This window comes from Streptomyces sp. NPDC040589 (assembly GCF_055594445.1).
Window position 1 is genome coordinate 234,756 of sequence record NZ_JBVIWP010000005.1, and the last position, 18,063, is coordinate 252,818.

At 69.1% G+C, this 18,063-nt stretch carries 14 protein-coding genes; 10 read left to right on the forward strand and 4 right to left on the reverse strand.

The window, feature by feature from the left end; genetic code table 11:
• Positions 1-44 precede the first annotated feature (44 nt).
• The 3 genes from ACZ58V_RS23815 (at position 45) to ACZ58V_RS23825 (ending at position 3,112) form a co-directional block, all read left to right on the forward strand.
• A complete protein-coding gene (locus ACZ58V_RS23815) occupies positions 45-1,127 on the forward strand; it encodes an inositol-3-phosphate synthase (RefSeq protein ID WP_468197000.1) in 1,083 nt (360 codons plus the stop codon).
• Positions 1,128-1,216: 89 nt separating this feature from the next.
• Entirely contained in the window at positions 1,217-2,479 is a 1,263-nt protein-coding gene (locus ACZ58V_RS23820) for an MFS transporter (RefSeq protein WP_471292081.1), read from the forward strand.
• 123 nt (positions 2,480-2,602) lie between these two features.
• Positions 2,603-3,112, forward strand: a complete 510-nt coding sequence (locus ACZ58V_RS23825) for an LppU/SCO3897 family protein (protein ID WP_468197005.1) — start codon at positions 2,603-2,605, stop codon at positions 3,110-3,112.
• 109 nt (positions 3,113-3,221) lie between these two features.
• Here the strand turns inward: ACZ58V_RS23825 and ACZ58V_RS23830 are convergent, their stop codons facing one another.
• Positions 3,222-4,667: a CCA tRNA nucleotidyltransferase gene (locus tag ACZ58V_RS23830; protein WP_468197007.1), complete on the reverse strand. Its 1,446-nt coding sequence runs from the start codon at positions 4,665-4,667 to the stop codon at positions 3,222-3,224.
• A gap of 277 nt (positions 4,668-4,944) precedes the next feature.
• Between ACZ58V_RS23830 and ACZ58V_RS23835 the strand changes: the two genes are divergently transcribed.
• From ACZ58V_RS23835 to trxA, 7 genes are all read left to right on the forward strand, one after another.
• On the forward strand, positions 4,945-7,332 hold the full coding sequence (locus ACZ58V_RS23835; protein WP_471292084.1) for a DUF6049 family protein: 2,388 nt from the start codon (positions 4,945-4,947) through the stop codon (positions 7,330-7,332).
• A gap of 42 nt (positions 7,333-7,374) precedes the next feature.
• Entirely contained in the window at positions 7,375-9,684 is a 2,310-nt protein-coding gene (gene murJ, locus ACZ58V_RS23840; protein WP_471292085.1) for a murein biosynthesis integral membrane protein MurJ, read from the forward strand.
• Between the two features lie 141 nt (positions 9,685-9,825).
• Entirely contained in the window at positions 9,826-11,523 is a 1,698-nt protein-coding gene (locus ACZ58V_RS23845) for a protein kinase family protein (protein WP_471292087.1), read from the forward strand.
• A 27-nt stretch (positions 11,524-11,550) separates the two neighbouring features.
• Positions 11,551-12,276: an RNA polymerase sigma factor SigM gene (gene sigM / locus ACZ58V_RS23850; RefSeq protein WP_382837641.1), complete on the forward strand. Its 726-nt coding sequence runs from the start codon at positions 11,551-11,553 to the stop codon at positions 12,274-12,276.
• Positions 12,273-13,199: an anti-sigma factor family protein gene (locus tag ACZ58V_RS23855; protein WP_471292089.1), complete on the forward strand. Its 927-nt coding sequence runs from the start codon at positions 12,273-12,275 to the stop codon at positions 13,197-13,199. The genes sigM and ACZ58V_RS23855 overlap by 4 nt, the downstream gene beginning before the upstream one ends.
• A 167-nt stretch (positions 13,200-13,366) precedes the next feature.
• The gene (gene trxB, locus ACZ58V_RS23860; RefSeq protein ID WP_184593873.1) at positions 13,367-14,335 is read left to right on the forward strand and encodes a thioredoxin-disulfide reductase; all 969 of its coding nucleotides are present in this window, start codon (positions 13,367-13,369) and stop codon (positions 14,333-14,335) included.
• A 45-nt stretch (positions 14,336-14,380) separates the two neighbouring features.
• Positions 14,381-14,713, forward strand: coding sequence for a thioredoxin (trxA, locus tag ACZ58V_RS23865; protein ID WP_184593875.1), 333 nt, complete (start codon positions 14,381-14,383; stop codon positions 14,711-14,713).
• Between the two features lie 94 nt (positions 14,714-14,807).
• Here the strand turns inward: trxA and ACZ58V_RS23870 are convergent, their stop codons facing one another.
• The 3 genes from ACZ58V_RS23870 to ACZ58V_RS23880 all read right to left on the reverse strand — a co-directional run bounded on the left by ACZ58V_RS23870 (position 14,808) and on the right by ACZ58V_RS23880 (position 17,920).
• The gene (locus ACZ58V_RS23870) at positions 14,808-15,425 is read right to left on the reverse strand and encodes a GNAT family N-acetyltransferase (protein ID WP_468197018.1); all 618 of its coding nucleotides are present in this window, start codon (positions 15,423-15,425) and stop codon (positions 14,808-14,810) included.
• A 321-nt stretch (positions 15,426-15,746) separates the two neighbouring features.
• Positions 15,747-16,847, reverse strand: coding sequence for a ParB/RepB/Spo0J family partition protein (locus tag ACZ58V_RS23875; RefSeq protein WP_471292092.1), 1,101 nt, complete (start codon positions 16,845-16,847; stop codon positions 15,747-15,749).
• The gene (locus ACZ58V_RS23880) at positions 16,844-17,920 is read right to left on the reverse strand and encodes a ParA family protein (protein ID WP_189727359.1); all 1,077 of its coding nucleotides are present in this window, start codon (positions 17,918-17,920) and stop codon (positions 16,844-16,846) included. Before ACZ58V_RS23880 ends, ACZ58V_RS23875 begins: the two co-directional genes overlap by 4 nt.
• Positions 17,921-18,063: the final 143 nt, after the last annotated feature.

Here is an 18,063-nt window from a genome sequence, read left to right on the forward strand (position 1 = left end):
GAGCCCTCTGAGGGCCTCACTCATACACACAGGGAGCAACCGGAATGGGTTCGGTTCGCGTAGCCATCGTCGGCGTGGGCAACTGCGCCGCATCGCTGGTACAGGGAGTCGAGTACTACAAGGACGCCGACCCGGCGTCCAAGGTGCCGGGCCTGATGCACGTCCAGTTCGGCGACTACCACGTCCGCGACGTCGAGTTCGTCGCCGCGTTCGACGTGGACGCCAAGAAGGTCGGTCTCGACCTCGCGGACGCCATCGGCGCCTCCGAGAACAACACCATCAAGATCTGCGACGTGCCCAGCACCGGCGTGACGGTCCAGCGCGGCCACACCCTCGACGGCCTCGGCCGGTACTACCGCGAGACGATCGAGGAGTCCACCGAGGAGCCGGCCGACGTCGTCCAGATCCTCAAGGACAAGCAGATCGACGTCCTGGTCTGCTACCTGCCCGTCGGCTCCGAGGACGCGGCGAAGTTCTACGCCCAGTGCGCCATCGACGCCAAGGTCGCCTTCGTCAACGCCCTTCCGGTCTTCATCGCCGGCACCAAGGAGTGGGCGGACAAGTTCACCGAGGCGGGCGTCCCGATCGTCGGCGACGACATCAAGTCCCAGGTCGGCGCCACCATCACGCACCGCGTCATGGCGAAGCTGTTCGAGGACCGGGGCGTCGTCCTGGACCGCACGATGCAGCTGAACGTCGGCGGCAACATGGACTTCAAGAACATGCTCGAGCGCGACCGCCTCGAGTCGAAGAAGATCTCCAAGACGCAGGCCGTCACCTCCCAGATCCGCGACCGCGAACTGGGCGAGGGCAACGTCCACATCGGCCCGTCCGACTACGTCGCCTGGCTGGACGACCGCAAGTGGGCCTATGTCCGCCTCGAGGGCCGCGCCTTCGGTGACGTCCCGCTGAACCTGGAGTACAAGCTGGAGGTCTGGGACTCCCCGAACTCCGCCGGCGTCATCATCGACGCCCTGCGCGCCGCGAAGATCGCCAAGGACCGCGGCATCGGTGGTCCGATCCTCTCCGCGTCGAGCTACTTCATGAAGTCCCCGCCGGTCCAGTACTTCGACGACGAGGCCCGCGAGAACGTCGAGAAGTTCATCAAGGGTGAGGTCGAGCGCTGACGCGCCGCAACAAGTCGCTCCTGCCAGGGCTGTGAGGGTCCCCGGGTCGTACGACCCGGGGACCCTCCCCGTATGTGAGGCTGTGCCCCATGGCCGTCGTCCGTGACCTGCGCGTCCTGTTGCGCTTTCAGGGCTTTCGGCGTCTGCTCGCCGTGCGCCTGCTCTCCCAGGGCGCCGACGGCGTGTACCAGGTCGCCCTCGCCGCGTACGTCGTCTTCTCTCCGGAGAGGCAGACCTCGGCCGCTGCGGTCGCCTCCGCGATGGCGGTGCTGCTGCTCCCGTACTCCCTCGTCGGCCCCTTCGCCGGTGTCCTGCTGGACCGTTGGCGCCGCCGCCAGGTCCTGCTGTACGGCAGCCTGCTGCGCGCCCTGCTGGCCTCGGCGACGGCCCTGCTGATACTCAGCCCGGCTCCCGACTGGCTCTTCTACGTCTCCGCCCTGTGCGTCACCGCGGTCAACCGTTTCGTTCTCTCTGGCCTCTCCGCCGCCCTGCCGCGTGTGGTCGACGCCGAGCGCCTGGTCATCGCCAACTCCCTCTCCCCGACCGCCGGAACGCTGGCGGCGACCGCGGGCGGCGGCCTCGCCTTCGCCGTGCGCCTGGTGGTGGCGGACTCCGACGCCGCCGTGGTGCTCGTGGGAGCCGGGCTGTATCTGTGCGCGGCCGTGGCGTCGCTGAGCATGGCGCGGGAACTCCTCGGCCCCGACCGGAGCTTGATGGGCGAACGGCTCGGGCTCGCTCTCACGGGCACCGCTCGCGACCTGATGGCCGGCGTACGCCACCTGGCCGCGCCGCAGCGCAGGGAGGCCGCCTGGGCGCTGGCGGCGATGTCGCTGATGCGGTTCTGCTACGGCGCCCTGCTGGTCATGCTGCTGATGCTCTGCCGGTACGCGCTCACCTCGACCACGGACGACGGACTCGCCCTGCTGGGGCTGGCGTTGGGCGTCTCCGGCGCGGGGTTCTTCGCGGCGGCCGTGGTGACGCCCTGGGCCGCGGGGCGGCTGGGTCCGGGCCGCTGGATCGTCGTGTGCGCGGGGGCCGCCGCGCTGCTGGAGCCCGCTCTCGGGCTGCCGTTCGCCACCGTCCCACTGCTGGTCGCGGCCTTCGTTCTGGGGCTGACCACCCAGGGCGCGAAGATCGCCACGGACACCATCGTCCAGTCCTCCGTGGAGGACGGCTTCCGTGGCCGGATCTTCTCCGTTTACGACGTCCTGTTCAATGTCTTCTTCGTCGGCGCCGCCGCCGTGGCGGCCCTGATGCTGCCTCCGGACGGCCGATCCGTGCCGCTGGTGATCACGATCGCTGTTATCTACGCGGCAGTAGCGGCAGCTATGGCCCGGTTTGGCCACCGGTAAGTGTCACATCAATGACACAGAGCCACTTCTGACTACTGCGTTGTCAGTGGGGACCGATAACTTACGTGCGTCTTATCTCGCGACATGTTCGCGTCATTCACCATGTACTAGGGGGACCCCCGAATGACCACTCCGCCGCCCCAGGGCAACCCGTTCGCACAGGGTCAGCCCGCGGGTCAGCCCCAGGCTCCGTACCCGCCGCAGGGCGGCTACCCCCAGCAGCCCGGACAGCCCGGCTTCCCGCCCCAGGGCGCTCCGTACGCCCCGGTCCCGCCGCAGCAGTCCGGCCGCAAGCTCAGCTTCAAGACCATCAAGAACATCGTGATCGTCATCGCGGTGGCGGGTATTGCCATCGGCGGCTGGATAACCAGCCGGGACGACGCCAACACGGCCGCCGTCGGCGACTGCATGCACCGTGGCAGCACCAGTGACAACAACCCGGACCTCGAGGTCGTCAAGTGCAGCGACGCGAAGGCTGAGTACGTCGTGCTCGCCAAGATCGAGGGCTCGTTCCTCACGGACACGCTGGCGTCGAGCAAGTGCGAGTCCGAGGCCAAGGACTTCCAGTACTCGTACACCGAGAGCGGTGACGGCAAGGACTTCCTGCTCTGCCTGAAGGACTACAAGAAGTAGGGCAGACACACAGACACGGAGAGGGGCGGTGTTTCACGTGAAACACCGCCCCTCCTGCTGTCTCCTGCGGGGTCATGTTTCACGTGAAACATGACCCCGTTTCACAGCCTCAGCCCTCCTGCCCGGCCCACCACTCCTTGAGCGCGGCGAGGGCGACGTCGTGCTCCATCGGCCCGTTCTCCAGCCGCAGTTCCAGCATGTGCTTGTAGGCGCGGCCGATGACCGGGCCGGGACCGACGCCGAGGATCTCCATGATCTGGTTGCCGTCGAGGTCCGGGCGGATGGAGTCCAGCTCCTCCTGCTCCTGAAGGCTGGCGATCCGCTCCTCCAGGCCGTCGTACGCACGCGACAGGGCCGTCGCCTTGCGCTTGTTGCGCGTGGTGCAGTCCGAGCGGGTCAGCTTGTGGAGACGCTCGAGGAGCGGGCCGGCGTCACGGACGTAGCGGCGGACCGCCGAGTCCGTCCACTCGCCGGTGCCGTAGCCATGGAAGCGCAGGTGGAGTTCGACCAGACGGGAGACGTCCCTCACCAGCTCGTTGGAGTACTTGAGCGCCGTCATGCGCTTCTTGGTCATCTTCGCCCCGACCACCTCGTGGTGGTGGAACGAGACCCGGCCGTCCTGCTCGAAGCGACGCGTGCGCGGCTTGCCGATGTCGTGGAGCAGGGCGGCCAGGCGGAGCGTCAGGTCGGGACCGTCGTCCTCCAGCGCCATCGCCTGCTCCAGGACGATCAGCGTGTGGTCGTAGACGTCCTTGTGCCGGTGGTGCTCATCACGCTCCAGGCGCAGGGCGGGCAGCTCGGGCAGCACACGGTCGGCGAGGCCGGTCTCGACGAGCAGCGTCAGGCCCTTGCGCGGGTACCGGGACAGGACCAGCTTGTTCAGCTCGTCCCGCACCCGCTCCGCCGAGACGATCTCGATCCGCCCGGCCATGTCCGTCATCGCCGCGACGACCTCGGGGGCGACCTCGAAATCGAGCTGAGCCGCGAAGCGCGCGGCCCGCATCATCCGCAGCGGGTCGTCCGAGAAGGACTCCTCCGGTGTGCCAGGAGTGCGCAGCACACGCGACGCGAGGTCCTCGAGCCCGCCGTGCGGGTCGACGAACTCCTTCTCCGGCAGCGCGACGGCCATCGCGTTCACGGTGAAGTCACGGCGGACGAGATCCTCCTCGATGGAGTCGCCGTACGACACCTCAGGCTTGCGCGAGGTCCGGTCGTAGGCCTCCGAACGGTAGGTCGTCACCTCGATCTGGTAGCCGTCCTTCTGGGCGCCGACGGTGCCGAAGGCGATCCCGACCTCCCAGACGGCGTCGGCCCACGGGCGCACGATCTTGAGGACGTCCTGGGGACGGGCGTCGGTCGTGAAGTCGAGGTCGTTGCCGAGCCGGCCCAGCAGCGCGTCCCGCACCGAGCCGCCGACCAGGGCGAGTGAGAACCCGGCCTCCTGGAAGCGGCGGGCGAGGACGTCGGCGACAGGAGCGACCCGCAGCAGTTCACTCACCGCGCGGTGCTGCACCTGGCTGAGGGCACTGGACGTTTCTTCGTTGGCGTTCGGCACAACAGAAGAGGGTACGTGGCCCGGGCGACCGCAGGCTCCCCCTATTACGCGTGCGGACTCGTCTTACGCGTGCGGACTCGTCCGTGAATAGACGCACAAGAGCTGCTCTTGAGATGTAAAGAGCCGCTCCCTTTTATACGGTCACATACCGGGCAGGACGGCGCCCGCACGCGATCTTGTGGAGCGGACCGCGGCACTTCCCCTCAGCGCGCATCGTTACCATGCGTGGACGCACATTCCGACGACCACTGACGACGACGAGGGACGGGCGAAGCGCGTGGCCGACGCGGCAGACTTCCAGGGGACCAGTGCCTCACCTGCCCGCCGGTGGCTGCGGCGCACCGGGGCACTGCTCGCCGGTGCGCCCCTGCTGGCCGGGCTGCTCCAGCTGCCTGCCGCGGCCCCGGCGGACGCGGCCGGACAGGAGGCCCCGCAGGCGGCCGGACGCGCGGGCTCGGTGGCCGTCGCTGTCGACTCGCTCACCCCCACCGCCCCCACCGAGGGGGACACGGTGAACGTGTCGGGCACGGTCACCAACAATGGCAAGCAAGCGGTCACCGACGCGCACGTCGATCTGCGGGTGGGCCCCTCGCTCGACACCCGCTCCTCCATCGACGCCCTCGCCAAGAAGAGCGACGACGTCCAGGGACCCGCCGGCAAGGCGGTCGGCGGCAAGTACAGCGAGAAGTTCGCCAAGCTCACCCCCGGCGTGGCCGAGCCCTTCAACATCTCCGTGCCGGCCGACGAGCTGGACCTCGGTCCGGACGGCGTCTACCAGCTGGCCGTCGCGCTCTCCGGGGAGACCTCCGCACAGCCCTGGGACCAGGTCCTGGGGGTCCAGCGCACGTTCCTGCCGTGGCAGCCCGAGGAAGCCGGCACCAAGACGAAGACCACGTTCATGTGGCCGCTCACCTCCACCGTCCACATGACGGCCGAGACGGGGTCGAACGAGCAGCAGACGCCGGTCTTCCGCAACGACGACCTTGCCGAGGAGATCGCCCCGGGCGGCCGTCTCGACCAGATGGTGTCGCTGGGCAAGGGTCTCGACATCACCTGGGTGATCGACCCGGACCTGCTGGCATCCGTCGACGCGATGACGCGGAACTACCAGGTCAGAGGCGAGGACGGCAGCACCACCGCCGGCCGGAACCAGGCGCTCGCCAAGCAGTGGCTCGCCCAGCTCCAGCAGGCCGTCACGGGCAAGGAGGTCGTCGCCCTGCCCTTCGGCGACCCGGACCTGGCCTCCCTCGCCCACAACGGCACGAACGTCACGGGCTCACTGAGCCACCTCAAGGAGGCCACCGACGCCGTCGACAACACGGTGCCGACGATCCTCCACATGAAACCGTCCACGGACTTCGCGTGGCCCGTCGACGGTGCCGTCGATCCGTCGATCATGAAGGTCGCGACCTCCGCGGGCGCCGACAAGGTGATCGCCCGCAGCGACAGCCTCCAGGACAACCTGTCGTACACGCCCTCAGCGGCCCGGCCCGTCGGAGGCGGCACCACGGCGGTCGTCGCGGACTCCAGGATGTCCACGGCGTTCCAGGGCAACCTGACGAAGGCCTCCGCCTCCACGCAAGCCGTGCAGCGCTTCCTGGCCCAGAGCCTGACGCTCGGCCTGCAGTCGGGCAAGCAGCGCAGTGTCGTCGTCGCCCCGCAGCGCATGCCCTCCGTGAGCCAGGCGCAGGCCATGGCCGAGGCGCTGGCGACCCTGCAGAGCGGGAACTGGTCCGAGTCGCAGGACCTCGCTGACGCCGCCAAGGCCAAGCCGGACCCGGCGGCCAACACCAAGGTGCCGTCGACCTCCGTGTACCCCTCCTCGCTGCGCAACCAGGAGCTGCTGCGGGCCGGCTTCGAGCAGATCGCGAGGACCCAGGGCAAGCTCGACCGCTTCAAGGTGATCCTCACCGACCAGTCCCGGGTGGTGACCCCCTTCGGGCGGGCCATGAACCGCGAGATGTCCACGTCGTGGCGTGGCCGTGGCGTCGCGGCGGTGGGGTACCGCGACGGAGTCGAGTCGTACCTCGACGGGCTCGCCGACGGGGTCAAGCTGATCGAGAAGTCGGAGACCAAGCTCTCCGGCCGCAGCGCCACGATCCCCGTGACCGTCCAGAACAATCTGGTCCAGGGCGTCGAGCACCTCGAGCTGCGGCTCACGTCGAAGAACCCGACGCGCCTGAAGATCGGCGACGCCGCCTACGAGGAACAGCGCGTCACCGTGAACGGCGGCCACAGCCAGTCGGTGAAGTTCACCACGTCCGCCAACGCCAACGGCCGGGCGGAGGTCGTCGCGCAGCTGTACACCGAGGACGGCCAGAAGTACGGCGCCCCCGTCACCTTCGACGTGAAGGTCACCGAGGTCACGGCCACCGTGATGCTGGTCATCGGCGGCGGTGTCCTGCTCCTGGTCCTCGCCGGCTTCCGTATGTACACCCAGCGCAAGCGCGCCGCCGCCGCCCGCGAGACGGACGAGGACGGCACCGCCGAGGCGGACGACGAGGCCGAAAACCCGCAGAACCCCGAGGCCCCCGGCGACCGTCTCAAGCAGAAGACCGATGCCGGATCGCGGGCGGAGGGCCCGGAGCAGCCGAGTGACCCGGCCCCGGACACCGCAGCGGAAAGCGCCGACCCGTCCGGCACGGGTGAGAGAGTGGACCGTTAGATGTCGTGGCCGGTGGGCCGGGGACGATGAGGTGGGGTAACCATGAACGCGCCGTACGACGGTGACCGCGGCCGTGCCGCGGGCAGCTCGGGCTACCCCGAGTCGGGCGGGCCCGAGGGCTCGCCGGCCGAGCACGGCCAGGTACCGCCGCAGAACCCCGCGGACATGTACCTCCAGGACGCCTACGACCAGGACCCCTACCGGGCACAGGACCTCTCCGCCCAGGACCCGGTCGCCGAGGCGCTCTACGACCGCGCCGCGCACCCACCGCCCCCTGCGGGCACGTACCAGCCGCAGCAGATGTACGCCCAGCCACCGCAGTCGCCCTACGCGCCCGACCCGCAGGTGTGGGCCCGGACGCCCGCGCCGGAGCCGGAGGGCCCGACGCGGCACCTGCCGTACGGCGACGACCCCAGGACCACCCAGTTCGTGGGGGTGGACGATCTGGTCTCCCAGGCGGGCGAGCCGCGCCAGGAGCCGGACGCCTTCGCGCACCTCTACAGGGACCAGCAGCAGAACAGCGGTCACCCGTCGTACGAGCAGCCGTCGGTCCCCGGCCCGTCCCAGGCCCCGGGGCAGATGGGACAGGGCCAGTACGCGGCACAGGGCCAGTACGGAGCGCAGGGCGCGTACGGCGCGCCCGGCCAGACCGCTCCGACGCCGCCCTTCGTGGAAGAACCTCCCGCCCCGGAACCCGCTGCCTCGCAGGCCCCCAAGAAGGACGGCCGCGCCGCGGGCCTCATGAAGTCCAGCGCCGTGATGGCGGCGGGCACCATGGTCTCCCGCCTCACCGGCTTCATCCGCTCCGCCCTGATCGTGTCGGCCATCGGCGTGGGCTTCCTCGGTGACACCTTCCAGGTCGCCTACCAGTTGCCGACAATGATCTACATCCTCACGGTCGGCGGCGGTCTCAACTCCGTCTTCGTGCCGCAACTCGTGCGCGCCATGAAGGACGACGAGGACGGCGGCGAGGCGTACGCCAACCGCCTGTTGACCCTCGTCATGGTGGCGCTCGGCGTACTCACCGCACTCGCGATCTTCGGCGCGCCACTCCTGATCCGCCTGATGTCCCCCTCGATCGCCGACGACCCCGCGGCGAACCAGGTCGGAATCACCTTCGTCCAGTACTTCCTGCCCTCGATCTTCTTCATGGGCGTCCACGTGGTGATGGGCCAGATCCTCAACGCCCGCGGGAAGTTCGGCGCGATGATGTGGACCCCGGTCCTGAACAACATCGTCATCATCGTGACGCTGGGCATGTTCATCTACGTCTACGGCACCGCCGCCGACTCCGGGATGAAGGTCACCACCATCCCGCCGGAGGGCCAGCGCCTCCTCGGCATCGGCGTCCTGCTCGGCCTCGTGGTCCAGGCGCTGGCGATGATCCCCTACCTGCGCGAGACCGGCTTCCGGCTGCGGCTGCGCTTCGACTGGAAGGGCCAGGGCCTCGGCAAGGCCATCACGCTCGCCAAGTGGACGGTCCTGTTCGTCCTCGCCAACCAGGCGGGCGCCATGATCGTCATCTGGCTGTCCACCGCGGCGGGCAAGTCCTCGCCCGTCGACGGCACCGGCTTCTCCGCCTACGCCAACGCGCAGCTGATCTGGGGCCTGCCGCAGGCCATCATCACGGTCTCCCTCATGGCCGCCCTGCTGCCGCGTCTGTCGCGCTCGGCGGCCGAGGGCGACGCCGGCGCCGTCCGCGACGACATCTCCCAGGGCCTGCGCACCACGGCGGTCGCGATCGTGCCGATCGCGTTCGGTTTCCTCTCGCTAGGCATCCCCCTGTGCACGCTGATGTTCGGCTCCTCGGGCACGAGCGAGGCCACCAACATGGGCTTCATGCTGATGGCGTTCGGTCTCGGCCTGATCCCGTACTCGGTGCAGTACGTCGTCCTGCGGGCCTTCTACGCCTACGAGGACACCCGAACCCCCTTCTACAACACGGTCATCGTGGCCGCGGTCAACGCGGGCGCGTCGGCGGTCTGCTACTTCGTCGTCCCGGCCCGCTGGGCCGTGGTCGGCATGGCCGCCTCGTACGGCCTGGCGTACGCGATCGGTGTCGGCGTCGCCTGGAGCCGGCTGCGCAAGCGGCTGGGCGGAGACCTCGACGGCGCCCGCGTCCTGCGGACCTACGCCCGGCTGTGCATCGCGTCCATCCCGGCCGCACTGCTCAGCGGCGCGGCCTGCTACGGCATCGGCCAGACCCTCGGCCAGGGTGTCGCGGGCTCGCTCGCCGGGGTACTGGCCGGCGGTGCCGTGCTTCTCGGGATCTTCTTCGTCGCCGCCCGCCGCATGCGCATCGAGGAACTCAACTCGCTGGTCGGCATGGTCCGCGGACGCCTGGGACGCTGAGTCGGGGGGTAGGCGCACAACCATCGTCAGCCGCCGCGTGTCGTGCATAGCGGCGGACTGTGGGCACAATTGGTTTCGGCGTCGGACGGCGCGCAACGGATGCCGGCCGGCGCGCACATGAATGGGGAGGCAGGAACGACGGTGGCGGAACGTAGTACGGCTGCCGTCGACGTGGCAGACAACAGCGACGACACGTCGCTGACCGCGAAGGCGGACCAGTCCACGGCCGACGGGGTGGCCAAGAACCGGGAGCGGGACACGGACAGCGACGAGGTACAGGAGAGCGCCCGGACCGACGGGCCCGGAACGACCTCGCCGCCTGAACTGCACAGTGGGCACAAACTCGCCAGACGCTACCGCCTCGAGGAGTGCGTCACCCGACTGGATGGTTTCAGCAGCTGGCGTGCCGTGGACGAGAAGCTCCGCCGTGCCGTCGGCGTGCACATCCTGCCCGCCGACCACTCACGGGCCCGTTCGGTCCTGGCCGCCGCACGCTCTTCCGCGCTCCTCGGCGACCCCCGCTTCGTCCAGGTGCTGGACGCGGTGGAGGAGAACGACCTCGTCTACGTCGTCCACGAGTGGCTTCCCGACGCGACGGAGCTGACCCCGCTCCTCGCCTCCGGGCCGCTGGAGCCGTACGACGCCTACCAGATGGTCAGTCAGATCTCCTCCGCCATGGCCGCCGCGCACCGCGAGGGTCTCGCCCATCTGCGGCTGAACCCCAACGCCGTGCTGCGCACCTCGACCGGTCAGTGGCGCATCCGCGGGCTCGCCGTGAACGCCGCCCTGCGCGGCGTCACGACCGAAACCCCCCAGCGCACCGACACCGAGGCCATCGGCGCCCTGCTGTATGCGGCGCTCACCCAGCGCTGGCCGTACGAGAGCGACGCCTACGGCCTGGCGGGCCTGCCGAAGGACATCGGCCTGATCGCACCCGACCAGGTGCGTGCCGGTGTGCACCGCGGACTCTCCGAGCTGTCCATGCGCGCGCTCGTCAACGACGGTGCCACCGCGTCCCGGCACGAGTCGCCGTGCACCACGCCCGAGGAGCTGGTGAAGGCGATCGGCGAGATGCCCCGCATCCGCCCGCCGGAGCCGGCGTTCACGGCCCCGCCCGAGTACCAGCGCACGACGTACCAGCAGGGCTCGTACGGCCGCCAGGCCCCGCGCCTCGGCGCCACCCAGCCGGTCCCGACACCGCCGCCCCCGCTGCAGAGCCGCACGGGCAAGGCCCTGAAGTGGGCCGTGTCCGCGCTCCTGATCGCCGCACTGGGTCTCGGCAGCTGGCAGCTGGCGGACGCGCTCATGGACCAGGGCGGCAAGAACGAGGAACCGGGCCAGACGCAGACCAACGACGGGAACGACAAGAGCCCGAAGAAGCCGACGGGCGGCAAGCCCATCGCCATCAGCGGTGCCCGCGACTTCGACCCCTTCGGCGCGGACGGCTCCGAGAAGCCGTCCGACATAGGGAAGGTCTACGACAACAGCACGGCCACGTACTGGCAGACGGACTTCTACCTCAGCTCGGACTTCGGCCGCCTGAAGTCGGGCGTCGGCGTCATCCTCGACCTCGGCAAGGTCCAGCAGGTCGGCAAGGTGAAGGTCACCTTCGTCGGGGACACCTCGGTCGAGCTCCGCAGCGCGAGCGCGGACGCGGGCTCGGAACCGACGTCCTTCGACGCCTACACCAAGGTCGCCGAGGGCAACGGGACGACAGTGGAACTCAAGCCCAAGTCCCTCAAGAGCCGCTACCTCCTGGTGTGGCTGACCGAGCTGCCCACGCAGGCGGACGACGGCAAGTGGCGCGGCAGGGTGGCGGACATCAAGGTGACCAGCTGACGGCATCTGCCTCGAGGAAGGAGGCCGATGGCAGACGGCACCGGGTACGACGGAGTAAGCGATCAGGATCTGCTCGCCCGCCATGTCGAAGGCGACCCCGACGCCTTCGGTGAGATCGTGCGGCGGCATCGCGATCGTCTCTGGGCCGTCGCCCTGCGGACCCTGGGGGACCGCGAGGAGGCCGCTGACGCGGTGCAGGACGCCCTCGTGTCCGCCTACCGGGCTGCCCACACCTTCCGGGGCCAGTCGGCCGTCACAACCTGGCTGCACAGGATCACGGTGAACGCCTGCCTGGACCGCGCCCGCAAGGTCGCCTCCCGGAAGACCTCTCCCGTCGACGACACCGAGCGCCTCGAGCAGCTGCTGGAGCCGCACGAGTCGGCCTCCGCGCCCGCCGAGCGCAACGATCTCCACCGGCAGCTGATCGAAGCCCTGGGCACCCTGCCGGCCGACCAGCGCGCCGCGCTCGTCCTGGTGGACATGCAGGGCTACCCGGTCGCGGAGGCGGCCCGCATCCTCGACGTGCCGACCGGCACGGTGAAGAGCCGATGCGCACGCGGCAGAGCCAGACTCCTGCCGCTGCTCACCCACCTACGGCCGGACAGCGGCGGCAAGGGCAAGAACCCGGGCGGGGAACGGAACCGGACGCAGGAGCCAACCGTCCCACCCGCAGCGGGACCACGCCGAACGGGACCGCCGGACACAGGACCGAGCGACTCAGCTGCAGTGAAGGGCGGAGGTGGACGAGCGTGACGTCGACGACAGACATGGCCGGGCACCCGGACGTCGCGGAGATCTCCGACCTCTCCGAAGGCATTCTCCCGCCGTCCCGGAGCACCGACGTGCGCCGCCATCTGGACGACTGCGAGCTCTGCGCGGACGTCTATGCCTCCCTGGAGGAGATCCGCGGTCTGCTCGGCACTCTGCCGGGCCCGCCGCGCATGCCCGCCGATGTCGCGGGCCGCATCGATGCCGCACTCGCCGCCGAGGCTCTGCTGAACGCCACGGAGCCCGAGGCCGCAAAGGAGCCGGCGTCGGTCGGTGCTCCCCGCTCCGCTTCCGAGGACGACAGCGGTGCGCATGTTTCACGTGAAACATCGACGCCCGCCGACCGGCCCGCAGGACGCCCGCGCTCTTCCACCACGGGACCGGGCCGCAAGGGGCGCACGCGGAACGGGCAACGCAGGATCGCCGTCCTGGGGACCGTCTTCACGGTGGCAGCCCTGGGGCTGGGCTCCGTCCTGCTGTCATCACTCGGCGACAACAAGCCGCCCCATGACACAGCGGGCGGCCGGCAGACCACCGCCGCGGACACCTTCTCCGAGGGAAAGCTCCCGAAGCAGGTCACCGACCTCCTGGCCGAGAACCAGAGCAAGGAAGGCGGCGACTCCCGCACCCCCCTGGGCGCGGCGACCGCCCCCGGCACCAACCACCCCAGGGTCCTCAGGGAACCCACCGTGCCCGGCTGTGTCCGCGACGGCATCGGGCGCAAGGACGCGGCCCTGGCTGTCGAGAACGGCACGTACCAGGGGAAGAAGGCCATGCTCGTGCTGCTTCCCAACGCCTCCGACGCCACCCGGGTCACCGCCTATATCGTCGACGCGACCTGTGTGGATCACCAGGCGTCCACGGCCGAGGGCAAGGTCCTCCTGGAGCGCTCCTACCCGTCCTCCTGAGCGAGTGCGTCGTCTTCGCCCTGCGTGGTATCCAGCACAGTGCCGCATCTCCGTGTGCCCGGACACAGCGGGAATGCGCGCCCCTTAGGATCCGTTGGGTGGTGTGAGAGTTCCGAGAGACGCTCCCACCGGTCGAACGATGCAGACCAGAGACGAGGAAACAAGCCGTGAGCGACGTCCGTAACGTGATCATCATCGGCTCCGGGCCCGCCGGCTACACGGCGGCGCTCTACACCGCGCGCGCGTCGCTGAAGCCACTGGTGTTCGAGGGCGCCGTCACCGCCGGCGGCGCGCTCATGAACACCACCGACGTCGAGAACTTCCCCGGCTTCCAGGACGGCATCATGGGCCCCGAGCTCATGGACAACATGCGCGCCCAGGCGGAGCGCTTCGGTGCCGAGCTCGTCCCGGACGACGTCGTGACCGTCGACCTGTCCGGCGAGATCAAGACCGTCACGGACACCGCCGGTACCGTCCACCGGGCGAAGGCCGTCATCGTCTCCACCGGCTCGCAGCACCGCAAGCTGGGTCTGCCGAACGAGGACGCTCTCTCCGGCCGTGGAGTGTCCTGGTGCGCCACCTGCGACGGGTTCTTCTTCAAGGACCAGGACATCGCCGTGATCGGTGGTGGCGACACCGCCATGGAGGAGGCCACCTTCCTCTCGCGGTTCGCCAAGTCCGTGACCGTCGTCCACCGCCGCGACACCCTGCGCGCTTCCAAGGCCATGCAGGAGCGCGCCTTCGCCGACCCGAAGATCAAGTTCGTGTGGGACAGCGAGGTCGCCGAGATCCAGGGCGACCCGAAGCTCTCGGGTCTGAAGCTGCGCAACCTCAAGACCGGTGAGCTCTCCGACCTGCCGGTGACCGGCCTGTTCATCGCCATCGGCCACGACCCCCGCACCGAGCTCTTCAAGGGTCAGCTCGACCTGGACGAGGAGGGCTACCTGAAGGTGGAGGCGCCGTCGACGCGCACGAACCTGACCGGTGTCTTCGGTGCCGGCGACGTGGTCGACCACACCTACCGTCAGGCGATCACCGCGGCCGGGACCGGCTGCTCCGCAGCGCTCGACGCCGAGCGCTTCCTCGCCGCCCTCGCGGACGAGGAGCAGCCCGAGCCCGAGAAGACCTCTGTCTGACTCCCTCATACCCGCCCCACGCACCAACCAGTTAAGGAGCCCGCCGTGGCCGGCACCCTGAAGAATGTGACCGACGACTCCTTCGAGCAGGATGTCCTCAAGAGCGACAAGCCTGTCCTGGTGGACTTCTGGGCCGCCTGGTGCGGTCCGTGCCGCCAGATCGCTCCGTCCCTCGAGGCGATCGCCTCCGAGTACGGCGAGAAGATCGAGGTCGTCAAGCTGAACATCGACGAGAACCCGGGTACGGCCGCCAAGTACGGCGTCATGTCCATCCCGACCCTGAACGTCTACCAGGGTGGCGAGGTCGCCAAGACCATCGTGGGCGCGAAGCCGAAGGCCGCGATCGTTCGCGACCTCGAGGAGTTCATCGCCGAGTGAATCGGCTGAGCCGTCGCAGCGACGGTGCATGTTTCACGTGAAACACGAATGGGCCAACCCGGAAGGGTTGGCCCATTCGTTTGACTGCCTGCCTCTACAGCGGCCGCAGCGCCGGCTCCTTCTGTACGGCGCCCAGGAGCCGGTCCAGCGCCATCTCGACGTCTTCCTTCCAGGAGAGCGTCGATCTCAGGTCCAGTCTCAGCCGGGGATTGGTGGGGTGCTGCCTGACCGTCTTGAAGCCCACCGCCAGGAGATGGTCGGCGGGCAGCACACAGGCCGGCTCCTTCCAGCGCACGTCTCCGAACGCCTCGATCGCCTTGAAGTCACGCCGCAGCAGATCCTTGGCAACCGTCTGGACCATCACACGGCCCAGTCCCTGCCCCTGGTAGCCCGGCATGATGAACGCGGTCATCAGCTGAACCGCGTCGGGAGAGATGGGACTCGTGGGAAACGCCGCGGAGCGGGGGACGTAGGCGGGAGGGGCGTAGAGCACGAAGCCCACCGGCACATCGTCGACGTACACGACCCGACCGCAGGATCCCCAGTCCAGCAGAACAGCCGAGATCCAGGATTCCTTCTCCAGGGCGGGCGTGCCCGCCTTTACCGCGGCCTCACCGCTGACTGGGTCGAGCTCCCAGAAGACACACGAGCGACAGCGCTTGGGAAGGTCCTGAAGGTTGTCCAGCGTGAGCGGTACGAGCCGACGCCCCATGAAGGCTGTTCCTCGCTTCCTTCGCCCGCCGCATCGCGGGCGGCTGTCAGAGCGCTCCGTTCCCTGAGGAGACTGCCGATGAACCCACCGACCGCCCCCAGCCCCAAACCGGCGCTCACCAGTCCGGTGCGGCTCATCGTTCCCATGGCCCCTGCCTGCCTTTCAGAGGTGCTGCCGAATGGTCGCGCCGTACCCCCAACGCATCGTATCCACGATGCGATTCCATCGATACCGCCAGAAAGGAAAGAGCGGGCCACGTTCCGGTACACACCGGACACGGCCCGCTCTGTCGGATGCACAGCGGAGGCTCCTGCCGGAGGCTCAGGAGTCGCTCTCCTCGGAGTCGCTCTCCATAAGGCTCTTCTGCAGGACCGGTCCCTCTCCAGGAGCGAAGGACCCGAGAATCCGCTCGAGGTCCTCCATAGAGGCGAACTCGACGGTGATCTTGCCCTTCTTCTGGCCCAGGTCGACCTTCACCCGCGTCTCGAAACGGTCCGACAGCCGCGTGGCGAGGTCGGACAGCGCGGGAGAGACCCGGGCACCGGCACGCGGGCCCTTGGGCCGCTGCGCCTTCTGAGGCCGTGAGCCCATCAGGGTCACGATCTCCTCGACGGCCCGCACCGAGAGTCCCTCGGCCACGATGCGGTGAGCCAGCCTGTCCTGCTCCTCCGAGTCCTCGACGGACAGCAGTGCCCGTGCGTGGCCGGCGGAGAGCACCCCGGCGGCGACCCGGCGCTGCACGGCCGGAGAGAGCTTCAGCAGGCGCAGGGTGTTGGAGACCTGCGGGCGGGATCGGCCGATGCGGTCCGCCAGCTGGTCGTGTGTGCAGTTGAAGTCCCTCAGCAACTGGTCGTAGGCGGCCGCCTCTTCCAGCGGGTTCAGCTGGGCGCGGTGCAGGTTCTCCAGCAGGGCGTCCAGGAGGAGCTTCTCGTCCTCCGTGGCCCGCACGATCGCCGGGATCGCCTCCAGTCCCGCCTCGCGGCAGGCACGCCAGCGGCGCTCGCCCATGATGAGCTCGTAGCGTGCGGGACCCACCTGCCGTACGACGACCGGCTGGAGGAGCCCGACCTCCTTGATGGAGGTGATGAGCTCGGCCAGCGCGTCATCGTCGAAGACCTCACGCGGCTGCCGTGGGTTCGGCGTGATGTCGTCGAGGGGGATCTCGGCGAAGTGCGCACCGACGGGCGCCGCAGGCGCGGCGGGAGCACTGGGCTGAACCGGCTCCTCTGTTTCACGTGAAACAGTCGGCAGAGTCGCTACCTTCGCTGCCGCCACCCCACGGTCGTTCGGCAGCGAAGGCACTGCCGCGGGAGATGTGGAAGCGGCTCCCCCTGCCGCCGCCTGGGCCACCGACTTCTCCGTGGGGGCCGCAGGGATCAGCGCGCCGAGTCCACGGCCCAGTCCCCTCCGTCGCTCGCTCACTGGATGCCCTCCACCATGCTCGGGTCGTTCTGCTGTACGCCGATGTGGGCGTGCGTCGCTTCATAGCTGATGCCGACGCCCTTCAGCGCGATCTCTCGTGCCGCCTCTAGGTAAGAGAGAGCACCACTCGATCCTGGATCGTATGTCAGTACCGTCTGCCCATAACTCGGCGCCTCGGAGATACGGACGGAGCGGGGGATGCTCGTCCGCAGTACCTCGTCGCCGAAGTGGGTGCGCACCTCGTCCGCGACCTGGGACGCGAGTCGCGTCCGGCCGTCGTACATGGTGAGCAGGATGGTCGACACATGCAGGGCGGGATTGAGGTGCCCGCGCACGAGGTCGACGTTGCGCAACAGCTGACCCAGGCCCTCCAGCGCGTAGTACTCGCACTGGATGGGGATCAGGACCTCCTGGCCCGCCACCAACGCATTGACCGTCAGGAGGCCGAGTGAGGGCGGGCAGTCGATGAGGATGTAGTCCAGCGGCTGCTCGTACGCCTGGATGGCACGCTGCAGCCTGCTCTCCCGGGCCACCAGAGACACCAGCTCGATCTCAGCACCGGCGAGGTCGATCGTGGCGGGAGCGCAGAAGAGGCCTTCCACATCGGGGACCGGCTGGACGACCTCGGAGAGCGGCTTGCTCTCCACCAACACGTCGTAGATGGACGGGACTTCTGCGTGATGGTCGATACCCAGCGCCGTGGACGCATTGCCCTGTGGGTCGAGGTCGACCACCAAGACGCGGCCGCCGTGCAGGGCCAGCGACGCGGCCAGGTTGACGGTCGTCGTCGTCTTGCCCACACCGCCCTTCTGGTTGGCGACCACCATGATTCGGGTCTGCTCGGGCCGTGGCAGGCCCTCGCCGGCGCGGCCCAGTGCCTCCACCGCCAGTTGGGCAGCACGACCGATGGGAGTGTCGTCCATCGGAGGCGGTGTTTCACGTGAAACATCCGCCCCCATCGACTCGGTACGGGGACCGGGGACCGGATCGGTCATCGGTCCCGCGATGTTGGCGTCGGACCGCAAGGATTCACTCTCCTCGACTTCAGGCTCGCTATGAACAGAGCCTCCCATGCCTTCGGGGTCGTGAACCAGTGAGGCCTGGCGTTCTGTGGAGAAATCCACCTCTGTGGACAACTCGGCTCCCTCACCGAGTGAACCGAGAGGCTTACGGTCGCGGGGTTCGGCCGCGGCGCGGCCACGACTGATGATGCCGT